The organism is Acinetobacter sp. 24-47-64, assembly GCF_057737055.1.
In genome coordinates this window covers 2,972,800-2,996,325 of sequence record NZ_CM173215.1, presented here as the reverse complement: position 1 = coordinate 2,996,325, position 23,526 = coordinate 2,972,800, and the positions used below count along the sequence as shown (strand labels likewise).

Below are 23,526 nucleotides of genomic sequence, written 5' to 3'. Positions count from 1 at the left end.
AATTCCTATCATTTTTAATTAGTAGAATATTTAAAATAGATTCAAAAATCTAAGCTGATATTTGTTGAGCTATATTATAGGAATAAACCCATGACGCCTAGCGCCAATGTGAATATAAAACCCTTTTTTGTTGCTTGATTGTGATTAAGATCATGGAGTTATGTAATTATTTTTTTCAATTGTGATCATTTTACATCAATATTTAATTTGGGATCTGTTATATTAGGTGCCGTTAAATTGATATGAAATACTATTAAGGTATAACGGATGCTGAAAGTAAGAAATTTAAAATTTGGTCAGGTTGGATTAGGTTAAGTTGGTTTATTATGGCAGTTTAACTTAGAAAAAGTGAATCTAGAAGTTTTGATACTTATCACTATAGTAGTGCTTAGTAAGTGGTATATGCTCTTTGAGCTGCCTTAAATGAAAATTTTGAATTGATTATGAAAGAATCTTTGAATTGTGATTTCCATTCCACAGGTAAGTCATTTTGAAACCAATATAGTAGTAGAGAGATTAAAAGACTTATTACGATCTCACTCTGTTTTGTTTTCTTGCAATGAATTGAAAGTATAAAGCTTTGGTAAAAATGTAGGCAATTAAAAATGAAGATTTTAGTTACTGGCGGTGCAGGATTTATTGGTTCGGCTGTCATTCGTCATATTATTCAAAATACGAATAATCAAGTTCTTAATATTGATAAACTAACTTATGCGGGTAATTTAGAATCGTTAAAAGAAATTGAACAGCATTCAAACTATCAGTTCAAACAAATTGATATTTGTGATAAAGAACAAATTACAGCTGCTATAGATGCATTTCAACCTAATGTAATTATGCATTTAGCCGCAGAGTCTCATGTAGATCGCTCAATTGATGGTCCTGCAGCATTTATTCAAACTAATATTGTAGGAACTTATACTTTATTAGAGGCTGCTCGAAATTATTGGTTGGACCTAGACATTGAAACTCAACAAAACTTTCGTTTTCATCATATTTCAACTGATGAGGTTTATGGCGATTTAGAAGGCACGACAGATTTGTTTACAGAAACAACTAAATACGCGCCAAGCTCTCCATATTCTGCCTCTAAAGCCAGTTCAGACCATTTAGTACGTGCTTGGCACAGAACTTATGGTCTACCTGTTATAGTCACCAACTGCTCAAATAATTATGGACCTTATCATTTCCCTGAAAAATTGATTCCTTTGGTAATTTTGAATGCATTAGATGGTAAGCCTTTACCTATATATGGTAATGGTCAACAAATTCGTGATTGGTTATTCGTAGAAGATCATGCGCGCGCATTATATAAAGTAGCTACTGAAGGTTTAGATGGTGAAACTTACAACATTGGCGGACATAATGAAAAACAAAACATTGAAGTTGTGAAAACTATTTGTAGAATTTTGGATGAGCTAAGACCGAGAGATGATGGTAGATCTTATGAAACGTTAATTCATTTTGTCAAAGATCGACCAGGACATGATTTACGCTATGCAATTGATGCGAGTAAAATTAAAAAAGAGCTTGGTTGGGTGCCTTTAGAGACTTTTGAGACGGGTATTCGTAAGACTGTAGAATGGTATCTAAATAACTTAGAGTGGTGTCGACGCGTTCAAGATGGTACTTACCAACGTGAAAGATTAGGTGTAAATATATAATGTCAAAAACAACTAAAGGTATTATTTTAGCAGGTGGTTCGGGTACACGTTTATATCCAATCACTAAAGGTGTCTCAAAACAACTGCTCCCTATTTATGATAAGCCGATGGTGTATTATCCACTTTCGGTTCTGATGCTTGCAGGTATTCGTGAAGTATTAATTATTAGTACTCCTGAAGATATCGATGGCTTTAAGCGTTTGTTGGGTGATGGCTCTCAATTTGGGATTCAGCTTGAATATGCAGTGCAACCTAGTCCAGATGGTTTGGCACAAGCCTTTATTATTGGTGAAAGCTTTATTGGTGATAGTAATGTTTGTCTGGTACTGGGCGATAATATTTTCTATGGTCAAGGTTTTAGTTCTAGGCTAAGCCAAGCTGCGGTTCGTCAAAAAGGTGCAACTGTATTTGGTTATCAGGTAAAAGATCCAGAGCGTTTTGGTGTAGTTGAGTTCGATGGGCAAAAACGTGCCGTGTCATTAGAAGAAAAACCGAAACATCCAAAATCACACTTTGCGGTTACAGGTTTGTATTTTTATGACAATGATGTGGTTCAAATTGCCAAACAGGTGAAGCCTTCTGAGCGGGGTGAGTTAGAAATTACAACAGTGAACCAGATATATTTAGAACGTGGTGACTTAAATGTAGAGTTGCTTGGGCGTGGTTTTGCCTGGCTGGATACAGGAACACATTCAAGTTTACTAGAGGCAGCTCAATTTGTAGAGACTGTTGAGAAGCGTCAAGGCTATAAAGTGGCATGTTTAGAAGAAATTGCTTTGAATAACGGTTGGCTCAGTAAAGAGCAAGTTTTAGAAATTGGTCAAAGCATGAGTAAAAATGAGTATGGCCAATACTTAATCGATCTAGCAAAAGGTTAATGTATATGATACCTGTAACTAAACCTTATCTGCCGAGTAGAGAAAAACTAGAAGACTATGTTGATGGTATATATGAAAGAAAGTGGCTTACAAATAATGGGCCATTAGTACAAGAGTTAACTAAGCGATTAGAAAAATATTTAGGTGTAGAAAATTTACTTTTAGTTTCAAATGGGACTTTAGCATTACAAATTGCTTATCGGACACTTGGAGTCAATAAAGTAGTTAATGGTAAGCCTGCTGAAGCAATTACAACGCCATTTAGTTTTATAGCAACAGCAAGCTCATTAAAGTGGGAAGGAATAAATCCTGTATTTGTTGATATTGACCCTGAAACATGGTGTTTAGATCCTAATAATATAGAATCAGCGATTACACCGCAAACCCGAGCAATTATACCAGTACATGTATTTGGTAATCCATGTGATGTCGAGTTTATACAAGATATTGCAGATAAGCATGATCTCAAGATTATTTATGATGCAGCTCATGCTTTTGATGTGAAGTATAAAGAACAAAGTATTCTAAAATATGGTGATGCATCCATTTTAAGTCTACATGCAACCAAGCTTTTTCATAGTATAGAAGGTGGTGCAATTATTTTTAAAAGAAGAGAAGACTTGGAAAAAGCTAAAAAATTAATTAATTTTGGAATTTCTTCGCCTGATTGCATTGATGAACTAGGGATTAATGCAAAAATGGGAGAGTTTAATGCAGCTATGGGACTGTGTGTGCTTGATGAAATTCAGAATGTAAAAGAAAAACGTAGAAATATTTGGGATACTTATAATCACACCTTAGATAAGATAATTGTTAAGCAAAAATGGTCAGATCACTCGATTAATAATTATGCCTATTTCCCAATTGTACTACCAAGTGAAAAAGACGTTTTAAATTTAATGCAAGATTTAGCATCTGAAAATATACAAGTACGTCGTTATTTTCATCCGAGTCTTGAATCAGTTAAGGTCTTGGGTGATTATGCGGAACTGCCTGTTTCGCAGTCTATATCTTCAAAAGTGCTTTGTTTGCCTTTGTATCCTGATTTAAATGTCAAAGATGTATTACCATCACTTGAAAAATATTTAGGTCAATTTGCTATTGTTGATCTAAAAGATTTACTTGATGAAAAAATTGTTGAGTTTGTTGACTCAATGGATAAGTTTTTCAATCCCTCTATTGGGAAGCAAGTATCTTTAGATGATTATATAAAAAAGCTTAAAAATCAAGGCCATATATTAGGTGGATTAGATAGTGATAAGAATATTACTTGTTTAATTGGTTTTTATGCTAATGATCAAATTAACCAGAAAGCATTTATTAGTTATTTATCTGTTAGTCCTGAATATCAAGGAAAAGGCTTGGCAAAAAAATTAATTAAAGAAGTATTAAGTATTTGTAAGAAAAAAAATATGAAAATATGTCAGGTTACAACTTGGTCAGAAAATAAAAATGCATTAAGTCTTTATAGACAACTAGGATTTAAAGCGCTTTACCAGAAGCAAGAGAGAGGGAGAGTGACTGTGGGTTTAGAGATACCTCTACTTAATGAGGTTTAAAGGTTGGTTTATATATTAGGATAGAACCTAAAACACTTATTATATATGCTGTATAAGTATATATAATAACCTTAGAGATTCATATAAAATATATATTAAACTTTAGTTTGTAATTAAAAGGTATGCGTATGAACGTACTTTTAACTAGTGTAGGTCGTAGAAGCTACCTTGTAAAATATTTTAAGCAAGCAATAGGTGAAAGTGGAATAGTTGTTGCTGCAAATAGCGACCCTTTAACGAGTGGAATGATTGTAGCGGATAAAGCATATACTGTTCCAAAAGTAAATTCAGATCATTATATTGATGAGCTGCTTGGTATTTGTAAAAAAGAAAAAATTTCTCTTGTGCTTTCTTTATTTGATATAGATTTACCTTATTTATCCAAAGCTCGTTCAAGATTTGGAGATATCGGTGTAACCCTGGTTGTGAGTGAGCCATGGTTAATTGAGATCGCAAATGACAAATGGAAAACCTATAATTTCCTTTTAGAGAATAATGTACCAACACCTCAAACATTCTTGAAATTAGATGATGTAAAGAATGCAATTCAGCAAGGGCAGTTAAGCTATCCTGTGATTGTGAAGCCTAGATGGGGGATGGGATCTATTTCTGTGTTTAAAGCAGAGAATCAAAAAGAGCTGGAGTTTTTCTTCGATTATGCTCAAAAGGAAATTGAAAAAAGTTATTTAAGTATTTTAAGTATTTCTGAACTACATCAATCAGTAATTGTACAACAGATGATAACTGGAAAAGAGTACGGTTTGGATGTGTTTAACAATCTTCAGGGTAAACATTTACAAACGATTATTCGAGAGAAAATATCAATGCGATCAGGTGAAACTGATATGGCAAGAATTATTGAAAATTCTGCTATAAGTGGATTGGGGAATCAACTAGCAAATATTTGTAAGCATATTGGTAATATGGATGTTGATGTGCTTGAAGATAAAGATGGAAATATTTATGTACTGGAAATGAATGTACGATTTGGAGGAGGTTATCCATTTAGTCATATTGCTGGGGTTAATTATCCGGCTGCATTGGTTGCAATGGTGAAGGGGGAGCATCCAGTTTTAAACGATGCTAAAATTGGATGCATAGGTTTGAAGAGTATTGAAATGCTTGAGGCTTAATTTTGAAAATCTGGATTTTTAAACTTAAAGTCAATAGTTACTGTTCAAAAAAGTAATCTAAAAAAATTAAGAATTGGAAACAAGAAATTTAATTTCTTTGATTAAATTTCTTGTTTTTAATAAATGCGCCTCTTTACCTCGATTTAATTCAAATAAATTACGATTAATTTGGATGTTTTCAGGCGATATTGTAGAAATTTCTTCTGATAGAATTTTGTCTAACTCTCTAGTAGAAAAAATTATAGTGCCTTGATTAATATAGTTTTTATAAAGTGGGCTCTCTGGATTTAAAAAAACTTTTGCACCTAAATATAATCCAATTCCTACATTACCGGCACCTTGTTGCCTCTTATGATTCATGATAATAACAGAGCAGGTTTTGATTAATTTAACGTAGCTATTGAAATCCATAAACTCTGTTATTGGTTCAAATTGATTGTTAAATAACTTATAACCCATTTCAATTACTAAATTTCGGTATTCTGGAGTTCCATAACTTAATGGTACAATGATTTTAGTTTTTTTTGATAAATTTAATCTACTTATTTTTTTGAAAATATCAAAATGATTATTGGTAGGCGATGCACTATTTCCAATTAAAATATTATTTCCAGTTAACTGATTTAGTTTTATATTATTAAATAGACTAAGATGAGAGCCATAATTCCATGGAACTATTTTAGGGGATAAATTACCTATTTTTTCTTCAACAAGTTTACCTTCTTCATATAAAACAGGGCAGAATATTTTAATTTTTTGGATAATGTCTATTTTATTTTTTTGATTTGTATAAATTAAAGATCTTAAGATGTTTTTAAAAAAATTTGATGACTTTGATGTTCCGAAACTTGGCATTGAATTTTTAACAATTTTAGCCGTTTCTTCATCTAGCATGTCATAGGGATTGGGATAAATTAAATCATAATAATCATATCCTAAACCTATCCAAACAAATACTACTTTACTATTTGCTCTCGCGATTAGCTCAAGGTTAAAAGGGGTCATTGAATGTAATATAATTGCATCATAATTACTTAATGCTTGAATAAAAAATGGATTTAAAAATGAAAAATTAGAAACACGCGTAGGTTTGATTTTTTTTAAATATACGATAGGCTTATTTTTACCTGGTAATAGATAGGTACTCGCACCTGGTAAGGTTTCTTCAAACTGTTCATATGCGGCATCTGGGAATTTTTCGTCAGTAATAATATGTAGCAATTTAAGAGCCATAAAAAATCCTTGTAGAGCGGGTTAGGGTTTAGAGTTCTATATATGATATAGGTTAACATTTTATTTTGGATTTAAATGCACTATAGATTAGACTATATGCGGGGATTTTAAGGAGATAAGATCCAAATAAATAAAGCATTCCACCAAATAGTCCAAATACAAGTAATATTATAATCGGGTGCCATGCAATACTTTGAATAGCATAGAAAATAATTCCACCAACTGATAATGATAAAACTAAAGTTGGCATAAAGTCTTTCATTTGTTCTCCAGCAGGATAATTTATTAACTTAGATGAAAAATAACTATTAGGTATGTAAGATATTACAGAGCTAATAATCTGCCCAATTAATATACCAATGACACCATATTGGTAACTAATAAATAAAATGATTACTAGCATGAGTTTTTTTAAAACTTCTAGATATAAAAATAGATCTGAGCGACCTTTTACTTTCAAAATATTTAAATTTATGGCGTGAAGAGGGTAGAGTAATCCAGCAAGACAAAGTAGTTGGAAATATGGCACTGCAGGCAGCCAATTTTCAGGTAATATTACACTAAAAAGTGGTTGTGCTAAAGCAGCTAAAATAGTAAGTGTTGGAAATAGTAAAAAAGTAGTAATAGATATAACTTTTCGATAGCCTGCTTTGAGTCTCGCATCATCATCCTGAATACTTGCTAATGCAGGATATGTGACATTCTGAATGGCGCTTACTAATTGATTGAGTATAAGCTCTCTTATTTTTTCTGCGAAAAAGTATAATCCAGCAATCGAGACCGCGAAAAGTTTTGCAATCACTATGATGTATAGATTTTTAAAAATAGTATCTATAAGACCTGAAAGAAATAATTTATAGCCAAAATTATACATTTTACGAAATGACGTCATGTTAAATATTTTAGCTGGTCGCCAGTCGCCTATCCACCAAAGTAAAGTAACAGCAATAAATGCTGAAGTTAGCATTTGAAAGACTAGCGCCCAAACACCGGCCCCCCAATACGCTAAGCCAATTGCTATACAAGCTGATATTAGTGCGGCTGGCAGGCTGATTATTAATTGAATTTTAAAGTTCATCTGTCGATGAAAAATAACGATTTGTACAATTTCGAAAGCATTAATCAATATGACTAATCCAAGAACCTGAATTAAATTAGTTAATTGTGGTTCATTATAAAATACAGCTATATAGGGTGCGGAAAGATAGAGAAGTAAATAAGCTATAGAACCCAATATGAGGTTGGAGTAGAAGGCTGTATTGAAGTCTTCTTGTGTAACCTCTTGCAGGCGAATCAAGGCTTGACGAAAACCTGAGTCCATTAAACTTGAAGCAATTGCAATAAACACTGCCATCATTGCCATGAGTCCGTACTCATCGGGCGCCAAAAAATAAGCCAAGAGTAATGTTGTGATTAAACCTATACCACGGCGTATTAATTGTTCACTAAAGTTCCACAAAACACCTATTGTGGTCTTACGGGTAATATTCATAAGTTTTTAAGCAAAATTAAAGGGAAATATGGTTAGGTAATCACATTTAAAATATTTTTAAAGCTATTATTTTTATTATACACGTATTTTTTTTTGATTTTTCTAATCAGAGAGAATAGATCTCTTTCATAAATCACAAATCGATCTATCCCTTGCTGACTATTTGTACCGAAAAATTTTAAATATTCATGCATAATGTGCGAATGAAATACATCGACTCAAAGAAGCTTTCTGAAACACAGTTTAAGCAATATACAGGCATCTCATGGTCAACCTTTGATTTAATGGCTGAACAACTAAAAATGCTTGTACCTGCTAAAGGTAGACCATCTAAGTGAAGTGTAGAAGATCAAATCCTCCTGTGCTTAAGTTATTGGCGTGAATATCGAACATTGTTTCATGTCGCAACGAGTTATGGTGCGTCAGAGCCTACTGCTTCAAGAATCGTCCGCCACGTAGAGGATTGCCTGATCAAGTCCAATCTATTTAATTTACCCAAGAGTTTGCCTGAAGGCGAAGGTATCGACTGGAATGTGGTGATCGTAGATGCCACAGAAATTCCAATACAAGGACCTAAAAAAACAGAAGAAAAGCTATAATGGTAAGAAGAAAGCTCATACTTTCAAAGTACAAGCCATCATCCACTATAAGACTCAGCAAATTCTGAGTTTATGCACGAGTCGTGGTGCAGTACATGATTTCGAGCTCTTCAAACGTAACCTGAATCAAATTCCTAAAGGGTCTTTTATCCTTGCAGATAAAGGCTATCAAGGGATTTATACGGTGTATCCAAATAGTCTATTGCCATTAAAAGCAAAAAAGCACTGAAAACTATAACCTGAGCTAAAAGTTTACAATCAAGAAATCAATAAAAGAAGAATTGGGATTGAGCATGTATTTGGGACTTTGAAGACCTTCAAAATCCTTGCCGAGCGATATCGTAATCGAGGCAAAAGATTGGGATTAAGATTCAGTTTAATCGCAGGGATTTATAATTTAGAACTGAGTAAAAAATGATTTATGAAAGAACCCTAATATTTTTGAAAATGATATTTAAAAGATAACTAATATATATGAGCTAGTATATAATTTGTTTTTTTAAAGTAGAATTTAACTCTACATTCGACTAAAATTGCGTTAAAGGTGTGGCTCGACAAGTTGTTTATTCAAAGGTCATACTAAAATATTCTTTAATGATTTTAGTAATATACAGCTAAATGGTGAAGTAATTTCCAATGTTGAAACATAAGATTTGTGTGGTTGGGACAGGATATGTTGGTTTGTCAAATGCAGTGCTATTTGCACATCAACATCAAGTTGTTAGTCTAGATATTGATTTATCCCGTGTAGAAAAAATTAATCAGAAAATTTCACCTTTAGTAGATGAGTATATTGAAAAAGCCCTACAAGAAAGTCAATTGAACTTGATAGCAACTACTGATAAAAAGCACGCATATCAACATGCAGATTATATTATAATTGCCACGCCTACCAATTATGATTCAGAGACCAATTCTTTTGATACATCTTCAATTGAAAGTGTTATTGCTGATATTTTATCAGTAAATACAACTGCGCCGATTATTATTAAATCTACTATTCCTGTCGGTTATACAGCACACGTGCAAAAAATTTTTAAAACAGAACAAATCATCTTTAGTCCTGAATTTTTGCGTGAAGGAAAAGCACTTTATGATAACTTATATCCATCTCGGATTATTGTGGGTGAAAAATCAGAACGTGCTGAAAAAATTGCCCAACTTTATTTAAATGCTACTGTAGAGCGCACTGCTCCAATTTTATGTATGGATGCTACAGAGGCGGAAGCAGTTAAATTATTTTCTAATACGTACTTAGCTATGCGTGTTGCATACTTCAATGAACTAGATACTTACTGTGCGAAACATAATTTAAGTAGTCTAGATATTATACAGGGGGTGGGTTTAGATCCTCGTATTGGTCAACATTATAATAACCCTTCGTTTGGTTATGGTGGTTACTGTTTGCCTAAGGATACTAAGCAATTACTGGCAAACTATAAAGATGTACCACAAAATTTAATTCAAGCAATTATTCACTCAAACAAAACTCGTAAGCAATTCATAGTAAAAGAGATTTTGAAAAAGCGTCCAAGTATGGTAGGGGTATATCGTCTAACGATGAAGGCAGGTTCAGACAATTTTAGAGATTCTGCAATTCAAGACATTATACATGAGTTGCAAGAATATAATATTAATGTACAAATTTATGAGCCGACTTTGAAACAAGAAAAATTTGAAAATTATGATCTTCAAAATAATTTAAAGGACTTTTTATCCAGCTCAGATGTAATTCTTACTAATCGGATGAATGATGAATTAAAACTTGACTTGGATAAAGTTTACACACGTGACCTATTTGGTGAAAATTAATGTTTAGTGATCAACCCTTAGTTACGGTTTATATTCCAACCTACAACAGATTAGAGTTGCTTAAACGAGCAATAAAGTCAGTTCAAGCTCAGACCTATCAAAATCTTGAAGTTATAATTGTTGATGATTGTTCTACAGATGGGACGCAAGAGTATTTGAGACAAATAGTAGCTGAAGATCAGCGAATTCGCTATTTTTTTAAAGAAAAAAATACTGGGGCATGTGTAAGTAGAAATATTGCAATTGAAAATGCAAAAGGTGAATTTATTACGGGATTAGATGATGATGATTATTTTTCTATTGATAGAATAGAAAAATTTATAAAAAAATGGAGTGAAGATTTCATATTTATTTACTCAAGTTATCTAGTTAAAAGAAAAAAAAAGACATATAAACAAGGTGTATTATTATGTAAAGGTGAAATAGGGTTAAATGATATTTTGGCACATAATTATGTTGGTAACCAAATTTTTTGTAAGACTCAATCATTGAGAAATGTTAATGGTTTTGATGAAAAGTTAAAAATGTGGCAAGATTATGATTGTTGGTTTAGATTACTAAAGATGAGTGGTAAAAAAGCAAAACTTGTTCGAGTGCACACTTATGTTATCGATATGGATCATGATTACAATAGGATTTCTCAAGCTAAAACAAATAAGATAAGAGAGACCTATGTCTACTTTATTGATAAACATAAGCTCGGTATTAAAGATATAATTTTGTTAAGTAAAAATATGATCTATTACGATGATAAATCTTATTTTCTTGAAACATTGTTTAAATTATTTCTGTTAAAAAATTTTTTATCTTTTAAATCATTTATTTTGAGTATAAAGAGAAATTTTTAATGTATAAGCTTTCTATAGTAGTTACTATATATAATATGCAAGATTTTATATATGAAACATTAAATAGTATTTATCTGCAAATAGATGAGAGTGTTGAAGTTATATGTGTTAATGATGGATCTACAGATTCTAGTGTTAAAATAATTGAGCAGTTTATTAGTAAAGTCTCCAAAAATTTTAAAAAAAATTTTGTTTTGATTAATACTGAAAATTATGGAGTTAGCCACGCTAGAAATATTGGTATTAAATATGCTAAAGGGAAGTATTTATCTTTTGTAGATGCAGATGATAAGATTTTATCAGGATATATTGTAGAAATTCAAAATCAAATGAAAATTGGAGAATTTGATATATTAGATTTTAATATGTTGGGATCTAATGGTGAAATTGTAGAGTCTAGACTTAATAATGATTTAAAATCATTGTTTTATAAAAAAAATTGGCATATTTGTATGCGCGTTTTTTCTTATGATTATATATCGAAATATAGTTTTAAAGAAGGTATATATTATGAAGATTTAGAATTGCTTCCAATAATGTACTTATGCACAAAAAATAGTAGGCATATTGAGTATCAATTATACTGGTATAGAGATAATCCTGATAGTATAACAAGAAAATTCAATGATGATCATAATAAAAAAACAATGGATAGTTTGGTCCATATTTTTTATAAATACTTAAACTTTAATAATGAAGGGCAAGAAATTGAATATATGAGATTCTATTTGTTATATTTAATTTCAATTTATGGTGTTCAGAGAATCGGTTGTTATGAAAGTTTAAAAAATTATAATAAATTTTCTAAAATATATAAAAAAAATCTAGGAAAATTTAAAAAAAATAATTATATGTCAAGTTTGGAATTTTTTTTTCTAATATTCCCAAAACTATTTATTATTTTATATAGTTTTTATCGTAGAGTTAAAGTTTATGTCTAGTATCGATATTAAGTATTTAATTTTTTTCTTGTTATCTCATATTCTTGTGTTGATGTTTTTAATTAATTGTAATATTGATCTGAATATCATACATATAACATTTTTAATTAATTTTAGTTTAATTTTTATATTTTTTTTAATCTTTTTGAAGAATACGGTTAAAACTATTCTATTTTTTTATTTTTTTAATTTAGTATTTTTTGTTGTTGCGCCTTGGGTTCAGTACAATAATAATACTTTATTTTGGACACATTTTAATTTTAATGATTACAATTATCTTTTAAATAACTTTATAATATTTTTTTCTCTTATTATTGTTTTTGCGTCTTATTTGATATCACCAGTTCTTTTACATAATAAATTAAAAATTAAAGAAGGTGGTGGTAATAAATTTATTGCAATATTAGTGAGTTTAATATGTTTTTTTATAGTGTTTTATTCTTACGGTTTTAACTTCAGTAAACTTTTTTTTAGAGGTTTTGTGGAAGATGAATTTGAATATAGTATACAAGTGAGTCAATATTTCAGAGTTATATCAGTTACCGCAATGATATTGCCAGTTTTTATTTTTTTAAAATTTTTGAAAAATGCAACAATTTTATTGAAAACCATTTTGTTTTTACTGGTTTTATTGTGTGCATTCCCAACAGCAATACCAAGATTTATGGTTGCTTATATTTATTTTCCATTGCTTATTGCTTTAATACCAAAAGCAAAATATTCATCTTATATGATGATTTTTCTAATTTTGAGTATTTTTTACATATTTCCTTTTTTGAATCAATTCCGTTATTTTGAAAATCTATCAAAAATTAGTTTTGTCCCAGATCTAAGTTTTTTAAATGAAGCACATTTTGATGCTTATCAAAATCTTATGGATGTAATAAGATTTGAATTTATAACTTATGGTTATCAGCTGTTGGGGGCTCTACTATTTTTTATTCCAAGATTGTTTTGGGTTGATAAGCCATATGGTAGTGGATATCAGTTAGCTGAAGATAAAAATTATTTTTTTAACAATATATCAATGCCTTACGTTGCTGAGGGGTATGTTAATTTTGGATTCATGGGAATAGTAGTTTTTTGCATTGTAATTGGATTTATTATGAAGCAAATTGACTTCATTCTTTTATCAAAGGAAAATATGCTACATGATAAATACCAAGTTTATCTGGGAGTGTTTTTATGTGCCGCGCTTTTTTTTATGTTTAGAGGTGACTTAATGTCTTCTTATGGCAACTTATTGGCTGGTATAATAGCTTATTATTTGGCAAAAAAAATTTAGGTGTGAATTGAAAATTCTTATAAATGCGGCTAACTTGCATAATGGTGGTGGAGTTCAAGTTGCTAGTTCATTTATCAATGAACTGGAGTCCAAAACTAACAGTATAATTAATTTTTTTGAAGTTCTTGTGTCTTCTGAGGTGGATAAAAATATTAATCATTCTGTTAAAAATAAATTTAAAAAATATCAAATTTATAATATTCATGGTTTAAGAAATTACAAAAAAAATTCTGATTTATTTAGTCATTATGATCTAGTATTTACGATCTTTGGTCCTTGTTATTATAATATCAATGGGATTAACATAGTTGGATTCGCTCAACCATGGATTATTTATCCTAATAATGAATGCTATACTATGCTTTCAACTCTAGATAGATTTAAATATTTTTTGAAATTTTTATTGCAAAAAAAATTTTTCAAAATATCAACATTTTGTATTGTTGAACTGGAGCATGTTAAGAGGCGTCTAATTGATCTTAATATTTTCGACGAAGATAAAATATATGTGGTTCATAATACTGTTTCCAATATATATTTTAATTCGAAGCTGTGGGATAGCATTCATATTGAATCGTCTCTTAAAATTAAAATAGGTTTAATTAGTCGTGATTACTTTCATAAAAATCTTGACATCATACCTAAGGTAAAAGAAATTTTAAAAAATAAATATAAACAAGATGTGGATTTTTATGTGACTTTAAATAATGACGAATGGCTTAATAAATCTTCTTGTTTTAAGGAAAGTGTTATTAACCTTGGTCCTTTGAGAGTAAATCAATGCCCTAGTTTTTATGAACAGATGGATGCGATTTTCTTCCCTAGTTTTTTAGAGTGTTTTTCTGCTACTCCTTTAGAAGCTATGATTATGAAAAAACCCTTATTTGCTTCCAATCGAAGTTTTATTAAAGATGTTTGCTCTGATTTCGCTTTTTATTTTGAACCATCTGATCCAGAGTCGGCCGCACTTGTAATTCACAATTTTATTTTAAAAAAGGATAATATTGAGTTGAATTCTGAGCTATTGACTGCTCAAGAATATGCTAAAAATTTTTCTAATGCACAAGATCGGGCAGATAAGTATCTGCAAATTATTGAAAATTGTATGTATAAATAAGTGAATATATATGTTTAGAGATAAAATTCTATTAATCACAGGTGGCACCGGATCGTTCGGTAATGCTGTTTTAAAACGATTTTTAGAAACAGATATTAAAGAAATTCGTATTTTTAGCCGTGATGAAAAAAAACAAGATGACATGCGTAAAAAGTATCAGTCATCTAAATTGAAGTTCTACATTGGTGATGTGCGTGATTATAACAGTATTTTAAATGCGACTCGCGGTGTTGATTATATCTATCATGCAGCGGCTTTAAAGCAGGTGCCTTCATGTGAATTTCACCCGATGGAAGCTGTAAAAACTAACGTAGTAGGTACAGAAAACGTTTTGGAAGCAGCAATTCAAAATGGCGTTAAACGTATTGTTTGTTTAAGTACAGATAAAGCTGTTTATCCTATCAATGCCATGGGTATTTCTAAGGCAATGATGGAAAAAGTTATAGTTGCAAAATCACGCAACTTAGACAATTTAGATACAACCATTTGCTGTACACGGTATGGCAATGTGATGGCTTCTCGCGGTTCAGTCATTCCTTTATTTGTTGATTTAATTCGTCAAGGTAAACCATTAACGATTACTGATCCAAATATGACACGCTTTATGATGACTTTGGATGATGCTGTGGATTTAGTTCTATATGCATTTGAACATGGTCAAAATGGTGATATTTTCGTACAGAAAGCACCAGCTGCAACGATTGAAGTATTAACGCAGGCTCTTAAAGAATTGCTTAATGTACAAGATCATCCTGTAACTATAATGGGTACACGCCATGGTGAAAAAGCATTTGAAGCTTTACTAAGTCGTGAAGAAATGGCAGTTGCTTTAGATCAAGGCTATTACTTCCGAGTACCAGCGGATCAACGTGATCTCAACTATGAAAAATATGTAGAACAGGGTGATGCGAAGATCACGGAGTTGGAAGACTATAACTCTCATAATACTGATCGCTTAGATGTTGAAGGTATGACAAAATTATTACTAAAACTTGAATTCATACGTGCGTTGACTCAAGGGCAATATGTGGATCCAGAGGCTTAAATATGAAGATTTTAGTTACTGGTTCAGAGGGCTTTATTGCAAAAAATTTGATTCAATTTTTATCAGAAAAATCTGATATTGAGATCACAAAGTTTAATCGTGATTCGTCTGAATCAGATTTAGAAGAATCTGTACTTAGCGCTGACTGGATTGTACATTTGGCAGGGGTAAATCGCCCTTTAAATGAACAAGAGTTCATTGATGGCAATGTTACCCTTACTCAAAAAATAGTAGATATTCTCAGACAGGCTGAAAAGCAAACACCGATTATTCTTTCTTCCTCTATTCAGGCGGAACGTGATAATGCCTATGGACAAAGTAAGCTCGGTGGTGAACAGGCTTTATTAGAACTTCAGGAAAAGTATGGCAATCGTGTTTATATTTGTCGTTTAGCCAATGTGTTTGGTAAATGGTCCCGCCCAAACTATAATTCTGCTGTAGCGACATTCTGCTATAACACAGCAAATAACTTGCCTATTCAGATTCATGATGCAAATGCAGTTATTCGTTTAGTGTATGTAGATGATGTAGTAGAGTCATTTTGGAATATTATTCAAGGTCATCTTCACGTTAAACAGTTATTTGAAGTTTCGCCTGAATATCAAATTACAGTAGGTGAATTAGCTCGAACATTGCAGGGTTTTAAGGAGTCTCGTAATAGCTTGATTACTGAGCGTGTCGGAACAGGTTTAATTCGTGCACTTTATTCGACTTATTTAAGTTTCTTAAAACCTGAACAGTTTGACTATAGTGTACCTAAATATGGCGATCAGCGTGGTGTGTTTGTAGAAATGCTGAAAACACCAGATGCAGGACAGTTCTCATACTTTACTGCACACCCTGGTATTACACGTGGTGGACATTATCACCATACAAAAACAGAAAAATTTTTGGTGATTAAGGGTAAGGCATTATTTAAGTTTAAACATGTCATCACAGGAGAGTTTTATGAGCTTGAAACCTGTGGTGATGAACCAAGAATTGTAGAAACCGTGCCAGGTTGGACGCATGACATTACTAATATTGGGGAAGATGAAATGGTCGTAATGTTATGGGCAAATGAAATTTTCGACCGAGAAAAACCTGACACCTACGCTATGCCATTAACGAATTAAGAGTACAGATTTGTGAAAAAGTTAAAATTAATGACAGTAGTGGGCACACGCCCAGAAATTATTCGTTTATCGCGTGTAATGGCTGCGTGTGATGAATATTTTGACCATATTATTGTTCATACTGGTCAAAACTATGACTATGAATTAAATGAAATTTTCTTTACTGATTTGGGTATCCGTAAACCTGACCATTTTTTAAATGCAGCTGGTGCTACAGGTGCCGAAACGATTGGTAATGTGATTATTGCCGTTGATAAAGTGTTAGAAGAAGTACAACCTGCAGCATTATTGGTATTAGGCGATACTAACAGTTGTATGGCTGTTATTCCTGCTAAGCGCCGCAAGATTCCAACTTTCCACATGGAAGCTGGAAATCGTTGCTTCGATATGCGAGTTCCTGAAGAAATTAACCGCCGAATTGTCGATCATACTGCTGATATTAATTTAACTTACAGTACGATTGCTCGTGATTATTTATTGGCTGAAGGATTACCCGCTGATTTAGTAATCAAAACAGGTAGTCCAATGTTTGAGGTACTTCATCATTACAAAGCGAAAATTGAAGCCTCTGATGTTCTTGAACGTTTAAATTTAAAAGAGCATGAATATTTTATTGTGAGTGCTCACCGTGAAGAAAATATTAACTCAGATCAGAACTTCTTAGATTTGGTAGAGATGTTAAATGCAGTTGCAGAGAAATATAAATATCCTGTGATTGTATCTACACATCCTCGTACTCGTAAGCGTATTGAAGAGTTAAATGTTGAATTTCATCCTTTAATTCAATTACTAAAACCATTGGGTTTTAGTGATTATAACAAGTTGCAATTATCAGCTAAGGCTACTTTATCAGATAGTGGCACGATTAATGAAGAATCTTCAATTTTAAATTTCCCTGCACTGAATTTGCGCCAGGCTCATGAACGTCCTGAGGGAATGGAAGAAGCTGCTGTAATGATGGTCGGATTAACAGCTGAGCGTATTTTACAAGGCTTAGATATTTTGGATCATCAACCACGTGGTGAAGAGCGATTACTTCGTTTAGTTGCTGACTATAGCATGCCAAATGTGAGTGAAAAAGTTACACGAATTATTCTAAGTTATACTGATTATGTGAATCGTGTAGTTTGGAAAAACTTCTAAGGTCTAAAATGAACGTGAAAAATAAGATTTATCTCATCACTGAGTATTATCATAGTAATCAAAATACTACAGGATACTTATTAGGGAAATTATACTGTTTTTTTAATAAGCAAGATGATATAGATCTTGTTTTGATCGCCAAAGAAGATAAGAGTTGTCCAAAATATGAAAATGGGCATTATGTTTCTGCGCCACAGTTAGATAAAAAAAATTTAGTTAAACGGTTTTTGTATGAATTGATAATTGTTCTAAAGTTTTTTTTTGAAATTATTCAGCATGTTAAGCGTGGCTCAACAGTTTTTACAGGTACAACCCCGATTTTTTTATTGAGCGTCATATTTTTAACTAAAAAAATAATAGGATATAAGTGGGTACTTTTAGTTCATGATGTTTTTCCTGAGAATTTAGTTGCAGCTAAAGTGCTGCAGCAGGACAGTATTCCATATAAAATTATAAAATATTTTTTTGATAAAATTTATGCGAGTGCTGATCAAGTCATTGTAATCGGCAGAGACATGAAGAGCTTAGTTTACAGCAAAACTAAAAAAGACAATATTCATGTTGTTCAAAATTGGATAGATTTCGAAGACATTGAAATACAAAAAAAGTCAGATAATCCTATCTTAAAATCACTTGGGTGGTGCAACGATGAAACTATTATATTTCAATTTTTTGGAAATATAGGTCGTGTGCAAGGTGTTGATATTGTTTGTAAAGCCATAAAAAAAATGAAATATTCGGAGCGAGCTAAGTTTCTGTTTATAGGTGATGGGGCATATGTATCACATCTTAAAGAGCAAATCCAAAATTTGGGTATGAACAATATTGTATATTGGGGGTCTTTGGAGCAAGATCAAAAATCAATTGGATTAAATGCTTGTGATGTTGCACTAGTAACATTGACTGAAGGAATGCTTGGATTGGGCGTGCCTAGTAAATCATATTTTACTATGGCGGCAAATAAACCAATTTTAGCTGTCATGGAAAAACAAGCGGAAGTATCAGAGATGGTGCTAGAACATCAAATCGGATGGAATGTTGCGCCAAATGATGAGCTAGTTTTAGCTGAAAAGATGGACGAAATTATACTTAATTTTAAAGAACACTCTCTTAATTCTTCTAGAGATGTTTTGATTGACAATTACTCAGAAAAAGTTGCAATGCATAAAATTTTAAAGATTGTTAATGATTTGAACTTAAGTGGAAAATGATCTATGAAAATTTTAATTACAGGCAGCAACGGTTTCTTAGGTCAATATCTATCGCCATTTTTGGCTGAAAAAGGCTATTGTGTTTTAGCGCATACACGTAAAGCCCAAACATTTGATCATCCAAATATTAGTAATATCAATTTTGATTTAAATGATAACTTAGATAATATTGCACTGAATCAAGTTGAGATTATTATTCACTGTGCAGGTCGTGCGCATGTCATGAATGAAACTGCTGCATCGCCAATTGAAGCATACCGCCAAACCAATGTGCAAGGTACTTTAAATCTTGCTAAAAAAGCTGTAAAAAGTGGAGTTAAACGCTTTATTTATTTAAGCAGTATTAAAGTGAATGGTGAACAAACTACCACTCATGCTTTCCAACCTCATGATGCTGTCTGTACAGATGATCCCTATGGCTTATCTAAATATGAAGCTGAGCAAGCCTTACTAGAACTTTCTAAAAATACTGGCTTAGAAGTTGTCATTATACGTCCTGTCCTTATTTATGGACCTAAAGTAAAAGCCAACTTTAAAAGTATGGTGAGCTTGGCAAGTAAAAAACTCCCTTTACCGATTGGTTGTTTAGATAATAAACGCAGTATGGTGAGTGTCTATAATTTAGCTGACCTGATTCATACCTGTATTACCCATCCAAATGCCAACCGTGAGGTATTTTTAGCCAGTGATCAGAATGATATTTCGGTCAAACAACTATTTGAAAAGTTAGCAAAATATCAAAAGAATCAATTGCTAGTTTTACCTATTCCAAAAAGCTTGATCAGTTTTCTGGCAAGTTTAGTGGGTAAAAAAGCAGTTGCATCACGTCTATGTTCCGAATTGTTGGTAGATACTACTAAAAATACTCAACTTCTAGGTTGGACAGCACCTTATACTGTTGATGAAAGTCTAGAAAAAATGTTTGATATTTTAAATAAAAATTGAGTCTAATCATTGTTATGTCCATTGTTTCCCTTTTTTTATTGTTTATGCTCGCATTCGCTATGACTTATTTTATGCGAACTTATGCTTTAAAGAAAAATATTATAGATAATCCTAATGAACGTAGCTCTCATAGCATACCTACACCACGTGGTGGTGGGGTAGCGGTGGTATGCAGTTACTTATTAGCACTAGCTGTATTAATGTTTAATCAACAACTTTCAACAGATATTGGTTTGACACTTATAGTTGCTGGCTTTGTCATCGCATTACTTGGTTTCTTAGATGACCGTGGGCATATCAATTCTATGCTGCGTTTAGCAATCCATTTTTTGGTTGCAATTGGTGTTGTAATAAGTTTGGCTGGTTTTAGTGAAGTCACTGTCTTTAATGGTTTAGAGCTTGGTTTTATCGCCAATATTATTGCGGTATTATTTTTGGTGTGGTTGCTCAATCTATATAACTTTATGGATGGTATTAATGGTATTGCGAGTATTGAAGCAATCACAACCGCAGTCAGTATGGCAATTATATACTATGTTATTAGCCCATCTTCAAATACTGATATTCTTTTATTACTCGCAGTATCTGTATTTGGCTTTTTATTATGGAATTTTCCCAAAGCTAAGATTTTTATGGGGGATGCATGTAGCGGCTTTTTAGGGCTAACTTTGGGTATTTTGGCCCTTATTGCTTTAAAAGAAAATTTAACTCTGTTTTGTGCATGGATTATTTGCTTAGGTGTCTTTATTGTAGATGCAACATATACACTTGTGAAACGTGTATTGAGTGGTTATAAAATGTATGACGCGCATCGAAGTCATGGCTATCAAATTTTATCGCGTAAATGGGGAAGTCATACGCCAGTGACCATGGGTGTTGTATTTATTAATATTTTATGGTTATTCCCAATAGCCTACTTAACAGTTAAAGAATATTTTGTTATGCCTGAACTAGGTGTTTTAATTGCTTATTTACCTTTGGTACTGATCGCAGTTTTCCTAAAAGCGGGGAATCCTGATGCCTGAGCAAGAAACAGCTTTACCTGAATTAATCATTCTAGGTGCTGGTGGTTATGGTCAAGCATTAGCTGAAGTCGCACAAATGTTAAATCAGTGGTCTAATATCTATTTTGCGGATGATCAATGGCCGAACAATAAGGTAATAAATGGAATTAAAGTTGTTTCAAATATAGTGGGTTTAAAAAAATGGATTGAAAATAAGCGAATAGAAGGTATTGCTGCTGTAGGAAATAATCAAATTAGACGTAAATGGCATGAAGCTCTTATGGCGCGTGATATACCTTTGGCTACTATCATACATCCAAGCGCAATTATCAGCCCGAGTGTAAAAATTGGAAAGGGAGTTTCAATTATGGCGGGTTGTATATTAAGCTCCAATGTGATTATTAAAAATGGTGTCTTATTAAATTTAGGCGTACTTCTCGACCATGATGTTGTGGTCAGTGAATATGCACATTTAAGTGTTGGCGTTAAATGCGCTGGGGGAGAATTAATTGAAGAGAATGCTATTTTGAAGTAATACATTGATATATTCAAATCATTCATCAATTAATGCATGACGATCAATATGAAAGAAGGTCTATGTGAAAAATTTAATTATAAGCTTAGCAGCGAGTTCTAGAGCATTAAAACAAATATTTTTAGTGGCTTTAGATTTGTTTATTTTTCCAATTCTGATTTGGCTGTGTTATGCCATTCGCCAATTTGATTTAGGCGTCGAAGTTGTGCCGAATCTGGCTTTTGGATCTCTTTGGGTGTCGTTTATTGCAGTCTGCGCACTAGGTTTAGCACGGATCTACAGCTTTATTGTAAGAGCCTTTAATGAGGCCTTCATTTTCCAGTTAGGTTTAGCGACTACACTCACTGTTTTGGCGCTTTACGCTTTAGCTTATTTTACTCATGCATTTATTCCAACCTCAATTCCGTTGATGTTTGGATTTATGATGTTTGCATGGATTTGGCTCAGTCGAGGGATCATTAGGGCCCTAGTCAAATATGTATTACATGCAGATATTCCGCGTAAAAGAATTGCCATTTATGGGGCTGGTTTTGCAGGTCAACAAGTCGCAGCTATGCTGAACAATTCTGATGAACATTTACCTGTCCTATTTTTAGATGATGATATTACACTTGCTGCGAAGAATATTGGTGGATTAAAAGTCTATCATGCAGCGGATGCACAAAAAGTGCTGAACAAGCATCAAGTCAATGAAATTTTGATTGCGTTGCCTTCGGTGGGTCGTCAACGTAAAACCGAAATTATAAAAAATTTAGAACCCGCACATTTAAAAATTACCGAGATTCCAGGCTTAACAAAACTGGTTGATGGTGAAATACGACTATCGGATATTCAAGAAGTCGATATTATCGACTTGCTCGGTCGCGATCCTGTGCCTCCTGTAGCCCATTTACTCTCAAAAAATATCACCAATAAAATTGTAATGGTCACTGGTGCGGGTGGATCGATTGGGTCTGAACTATGTCGTCAAATTATCAAAAACCAACCTAAGCTGTTGGTGTTATATGAACTGACAGAGTTTGCACTGTATAGTATCGACAAAGAATTACGCCAAAAAACAGAGTTAACCATTATTCCGATCTTAGGCACGGTATTGGATCAGCAGAAGCTCGAGCGTGTCATCGCACAATATCAAGTACAAACCGTTTATCATGCAGCGGCTTATAAACATGTCCCTTTGGTGGAATGTAACCCGATTGCGGGTGTGAAAAATAATGCAGTCGGTACAGCCTTTAGTTTAAATGCTGCTGTACGCAATCAAGTGGAAACATTTGTCCTGATTTCAACGGATAAAGCGGTTCGTCCTACTAATGTGATGGGGGCTACCAAACGTATGGCGGAGCTCTATTGTCAAGCGATGGCAGCAGCTCAAGATCATACTCAGGTGAGTATTGTGCGTTTTGGCAATGTGCTGGGCTCATCAGGTTCAGTGGTTCCGCTTTTCAAGCAACAGATTGCGAAGGGTGGTCCAATTACAGTAACGCATCCTGATGTTACGCGATACTTTATGACCATTCCAGAAGCTTCTCAGTTGGTGATTCAAGCCGGTGCTTTAGGTGAGGGGGGAGATGTATTCTTGTTGGATATGGGAGAGCCAGTCCGTATTCAAGATTTGGCGCGACAAATGATTTCACTCAGTGGATTAACCGTCCGTGAAGAAGGATCACAAACAGGTGATATTGTGATTCAATATTCAGGTTTACGTCCGGGTGAAAAGTTATATGAGGAATTGCTAATCGATCAAGAGGATACACAGATTACCGAGCATAGTAGGATCCTAAGATCGTTTGAAAAATCGTATCCTTTGGATGAAATTTTACCTGTATTTGACCGTTTCTATGATTTAACTGCAACACATGAAGATGTTGATTGGGTGTTAACTCAACTAGAATACTATGTAGATGGATATCAACGCGGTGCTGAAATTCGCGTTAACTAATTAAGTAAATTAAAATTTGTAGAGCTTT

General features: G+C 32.8%; 22 protein-coding genes. 20 read left to right on the top strand and 2 right to left on the bottom strand.

All coding sequences use genetic code 11. The features are described 5' to 3' along the window. Positions 1-605 precede the first annotated feature (605 nt). From rfbB to AC1M85_RS14200, 4 genes are all read left to right on the top strand, one after another. The gene (gene rfbB / locus AC1M85_RS14215) at positions 606-1,664 is read left to right on the top strand and encodes a dTDP-glucose 4,6-dehydratase (RefSeq protein ID WP_488213286.1); all 1,059 of its coding nucleotides are present in this window, start codon (positions 606-608) and stop codon (positions 1,662-1,664) included. Then, a complete protein-coding gene (gene rfbA, locus AC1M85_RS14210; protein WP_488213285.1) occupies positions 1,664-2,542 on the top strand; it encodes a glucose-1-phosphate thymidylyltransferase RfbA in 879 nt (292 codons plus the stop codon). Before rfbB ends, rfbA begins: the two co-directional genes overlap by 1 nt. A gap of 5 nt (positions 2,543-2,547) precedes the next feature. After that, the gene (locus AC1M85_RS14205; protein ID WP_488213284.1) at positions 2,548-4,101 is read left to right on the top strand and encodes a GNAT family N-acetyltransferase; all 1,554 of its coding nucleotides are present in this window, start codon (positions 2,548-2,550) and stop codon (positions 4,099-4,101) included. Positions 4,102-4,229: 128 nt separating this feature from the next. Further along, the gene (locus AC1M85_RS14200) at positions 4,230-5,234 is read left to right on the top strand and encodes an ATP-grasp domain-containing protein (protein ID WP_488213283.1); all 1,005 of its coding nucleotides are present in this window, start codon (positions 4,230-4,232) and stop codon (positions 5,232-5,234) included. 66 nt (positions 5,235-5,300) lie between these two features. Here the strand turns inward: AC1M85_RS14200 and AC1M85_RS14195 are convergent, their stop codons facing one another. Both AC1M85_RS14195 and AC1M85_RS14190 read right to left on the bottom strand, forming a co-directional pair. Continuing rightward, a complete protein-coding gene (locus tag AC1M85_RS14195; RefSeq protein ID WP_488213282.1) occupies positions 5,301-6,467 on the bottom strand; it encodes a TDP-N-acetylfucosamine:lipid II N-acetylfucosaminyltransferase family protein in 1,167 nt (388 codons plus the stop codon). Between the two features lie 52 nt (positions 6,468-6,519). Beyond that, positions 6,520-7,959, bottom strand: coding sequence for a lipopolysaccharide biosynthesis protein (locus tag AC1M85_RS14190; protein WP_488213281.1), 1,440 nt, complete (start codon positions 7,957-7,959; stop codon positions 6,520-6,522). Between the two features lie 392 nt (positions 7,960-8,351). On the opposite strand from AC1M85_RS14190, the gene AC1M85_RS14185 reads away from it, so the two are divergent. The 16 genes from AC1M85_RS14185 to AC1M85_RS14110 all read left to right on the top strand — a co-directional run bounded on the left by AC1M85_RS14185 (position 8,352) and on the right by AC1M85_RS14110 (position 23,498). Continuing rightward, positions 8,352-8,558, top strand: coding sequence for a hypothetical protein (locus AC1M85_RS14185; protein ID WP_488213280.1), 207 nt, complete (start codon positions 8,352-8,354; stop codon positions 8,556-8,558). After that, positions 8,506-8,787 carry a transposase gene (locus AC1M85_RS14180; protein WP_488213279.1) on the top strand — a complete coding sequence of 94 codons (282 nt, stop codon included), beginning with the start codon at positions 8,506-8,508 and terminating at the stop codon, positions 8,785-8,787. The genes AC1M85_RS14185 and AC1M85_RS14180 overlap by 53 nt, the downstream gene beginning before the upstream one ends. Before the next feature lie 78 nt (positions 8,788-8,865). Next, on the top strand, positions 8,866-8,976 hold the full coding sequence (locus AC1M85_RS14175; protein WP_481595909.1) for a hypothetical protein: 111 nt from the start codon (positions 8,866-8,868) through the stop codon (positions 8,974-8,976). Positions 8,977-9,194: 218 nt separating this feature from the next. Next, complete coding sequence (locus AC1M85_RS14170) at positions 9,195-10,370, top strand: nucleotide sugar dehydrogenase (protein ID WP_488213278.1); 1,176 nt, start codon at positions 9,195-9,197, stop codon at positions 10,368-10,370. Then, a complete protein-coding gene (locus AC1M85_RS14165) occupies positions 10,370-11,218 on the top strand; it encodes a glycosyltransferase family 2 protein (protein ID WP_488213277.1) in 849 nt (282 codons plus the stop codon). The genes AC1M85_RS14170 and AC1M85_RS14165 overlap by 1 nt, the downstream gene beginning before the upstream one ends. Then, the gene (locus tag AC1M85_RS14160; RefSeq protein WP_488213276.1) at positions 11,218-12,159 is read left to right on the top strand and encodes a glycosyltransferase family 2 protein; all 942 of its coding nucleotides are present in this window, start codon (positions 11,218-11,220) and stop codon (positions 12,157-12,159) included. The genes AC1M85_RS14165 and AC1M85_RS14160 overlap by 1 nt, the downstream gene beginning before the upstream one ends. Next, positions 12,152-13,444: a hypothetical protein gene (locus AC1M85_RS14155; RefSeq protein ID WP_488213275.1), complete on the top strand. Its 1,293-nt coding sequence runs from the start codon at positions 12,152-12,154 to the stop codon at positions 13,442-13,444. The genes AC1M85_RS14160 and AC1M85_RS14155 overlap by 8 nt, the downstream gene beginning before the upstream one ends. Before the next feature lie 7 nt (positions 13,445-13,451). Continuing rightward, positions 13,452-14,561: a glycosyltransferase gene (locus AC1M85_RS14150; protein WP_488213274.1), complete on the top strand. Its 1,110-nt coding sequence runs from the start codon at positions 13,452-13,454 to the stop codon at positions 14,559-14,561. A gap of 10 nt (positions 14,562-14,571) precedes the next feature. Next, positions 14,572-15,606: a polysaccharide biosynthesis protein gene (locus tag AC1M85_RS14145; protein ID WP_488213273.1), complete on the top strand. Its 1,035-nt coding sequence runs from the start codon at positions 14,572-14,574 to the stop codon at positions 15,604-15,606. A 2-nt stretch (positions 15,607-15,608) separates the two neighbouring features. Beyond that, complete coding sequence (gene wbjC, locus AC1M85_RS14140) at positions 15,609-16,721, top strand: UDP-2-acetamido-2,6-beta-L-arabino-hexul-4-ose reductase (RefSeq protein WP_488213272.1); 1,113 nt, start codon at positions 15,609-15,611, stop codon at positions 16,719-16,721. Positions 16,722-16,733: 12 nt separating this feature from the next. Beyond that, on the top strand, positions 16,734-17,864 hold the full coding sequence (gene wecB, locus AC1M85_RS14135) for a non-hydrolyzing UDP-N-acetylglucosamine 2-epimerase (RefSeq protein WP_488213271.1): 1,131 nt from the start codon (positions 16,734-16,736) through the stop codon (positions 17,862-17,864). A gap of 14 nt (positions 17,865-17,878) precedes the next feature. Beyond that, positions 17,879-19,075 (top strand): glycosyltransferase family 4 protein, encoded by a 1,197-nt coding sequence (locus AC1M85_RS14130; RefSeq protein WP_488213888.1) that lies wholly within the window; start codon positions 17,879-17,881, stop codon positions 19,073-19,075. Positions 19,076-19,078: 3 nt separating this feature from the next. Then, positions 19,079-20,020, top strand: a complete 942-nt coding sequence (locus tag AC1M85_RS14125) for an NAD-dependent epimerase/dehydratase family protein (RefSeq protein ID WP_488213270.1) — start codon at positions 19,079-19,081, stop codon at positions 20,018-20,020. Positions 20,021-20,034: 14 nt separating this feature from the next. Further along, positions 20,035-21,045: an MraY family glycosyltransferase gene (locus AC1M85_RS14120; RefSeq protein WP_488213269.1), complete on the top strand. Its 1,011-nt coding sequence runs from the start codon at positions 20,035-20,037 to the stop codon at positions 21,043-21,045. Beyond that, a complete protein-coding gene (locus AC1M85_RS14115; protein ID WP_488213268.1) occupies positions 21,038-21,559 on the top strand; it encodes a PglD-related sugar-binding protein in 522 nt (173 codons plus the stop codon). Before AC1M85_RS14120 ends, AC1M85_RS14115 begins: the two co-directional genes overlap by 8 nt. Positions 21,560-21,623: 64 nt before the next feature. Further along, positions 21,624-23,498, top strand: a complete 1,875-nt coding sequence (locus AC1M85_RS14110; protein WP_488213267.1) for a polysaccharide biosynthesis protein — start codon at positions 21,624-21,626, stop codon at positions 23,496-23,498. Positions 23,499-23,526 lie beyond the last annotated feature (28 nt).

Coding starts and splice junctions, on each gene's coding strand:
- rfbB (WP_488213286.1), top strand. CDS start 606: ATGAAGATTTTAGTTACTGGCGGTGCAGGATTTATTGGTTCGGCTGTC.
- rfbA (WP_488213285.1), top strand. CDS start 1,664: ATGTCAAAAACAACTAAAGGTATTATTTTAGCAGGTGGTTCGGGTACA.
- AC1M85_RS14205 (WP_488213284.1), top strand. CDS start 2,548: ATGATACCTGTAACTAAACCTTATCTGCCGAGTAGAGAAAAACTAGAA.
- AC1M85_RS14200 (WP_488213283.1), top strand. CDS start 4,230: ATGAACGTACTTTTAACTAGTGTAGGTCGTAGAAGCTACCTTGTAAAA.
- AC1M85_RS14195 (WP_488213282.1), bottom strand. CDS start 6,467: ATGGCTCTTAAATTGCTACATATTATTACTGACGAAAAATTCCCAGAT.
- AC1M85_RS14190 (WP_488213281.1), bottom strand. CDS start 7,959: ATGAATATTACCCGTAAGACCACAATAGGTGTTTTGTGGAACTTTAGT.
- AC1M85_RS14180 (WP_488213279.1), top strand. CDS start 8,506: ATGCCACAGAAATTCCAATACAAGGACCTAAAAAAACAGAAGAAAAGC.
- AC1M85_RS14170 (WP_488213278.1), top strand. CDS start 9,195: ATGTTGAAACATAAGATTTGTGTGGTTGGGACAGGATATGTTGGTTTG.
- AC1M85_RS14165 (WP_488213277.1), top strand. CDS start 10,370: ATGTTTAGTGATCAACCCTTAGTTACGGTTTATATTCCAACCTACAAC.
- AC1M85_RS14160 (WP_488213276.1), top strand. CDS start 11,218: ATGTATAAGCTTTCTATAGTAGTTACTATATATAATATGCAAGATTTT.
- AC1M85_RS14155 (WP_488213275.1), top strand. CDS start 12,152: ATGTCTAGTATCGATATTAAGTATTTAATTTTTTTCTTGTTATCTCAT.
- AC1M85_RS14145 (WP_488213273.1), top strand. CDS start 14,572: ATGTTTAGAGATAAAATTCTATTAATCACAGGTGGCACCGGATCGTTC.
- wbjC (WP_488213272.1), top strand. CDS start 15,609: ATGAAGATTTTAGTTACTGGTTCAGAGGGCTTTATTGCAAAAAATTTG.
- AC1M85_RS14125 (WP_488213270.1), top strand. CDS start 19,079: ATGAAAATTTTAATTACAGGCAGCAACGGTTTCTTAGGTCAATATCTA.
- AC1M85_RS14120 (WP_488213269.1), top strand. CDS start 20,035: ATGTCCATTGTTTCCCTTTTTTTATTGTTTATGCTCGCATTCGCTATG.
- AC1M85_RS14115 (WP_488213268.1), top strand. CDS start 21,038: ATGCCTGAGCAAGAAACAGCTTTACCTGAATTAATCATTCTAGGTGCT.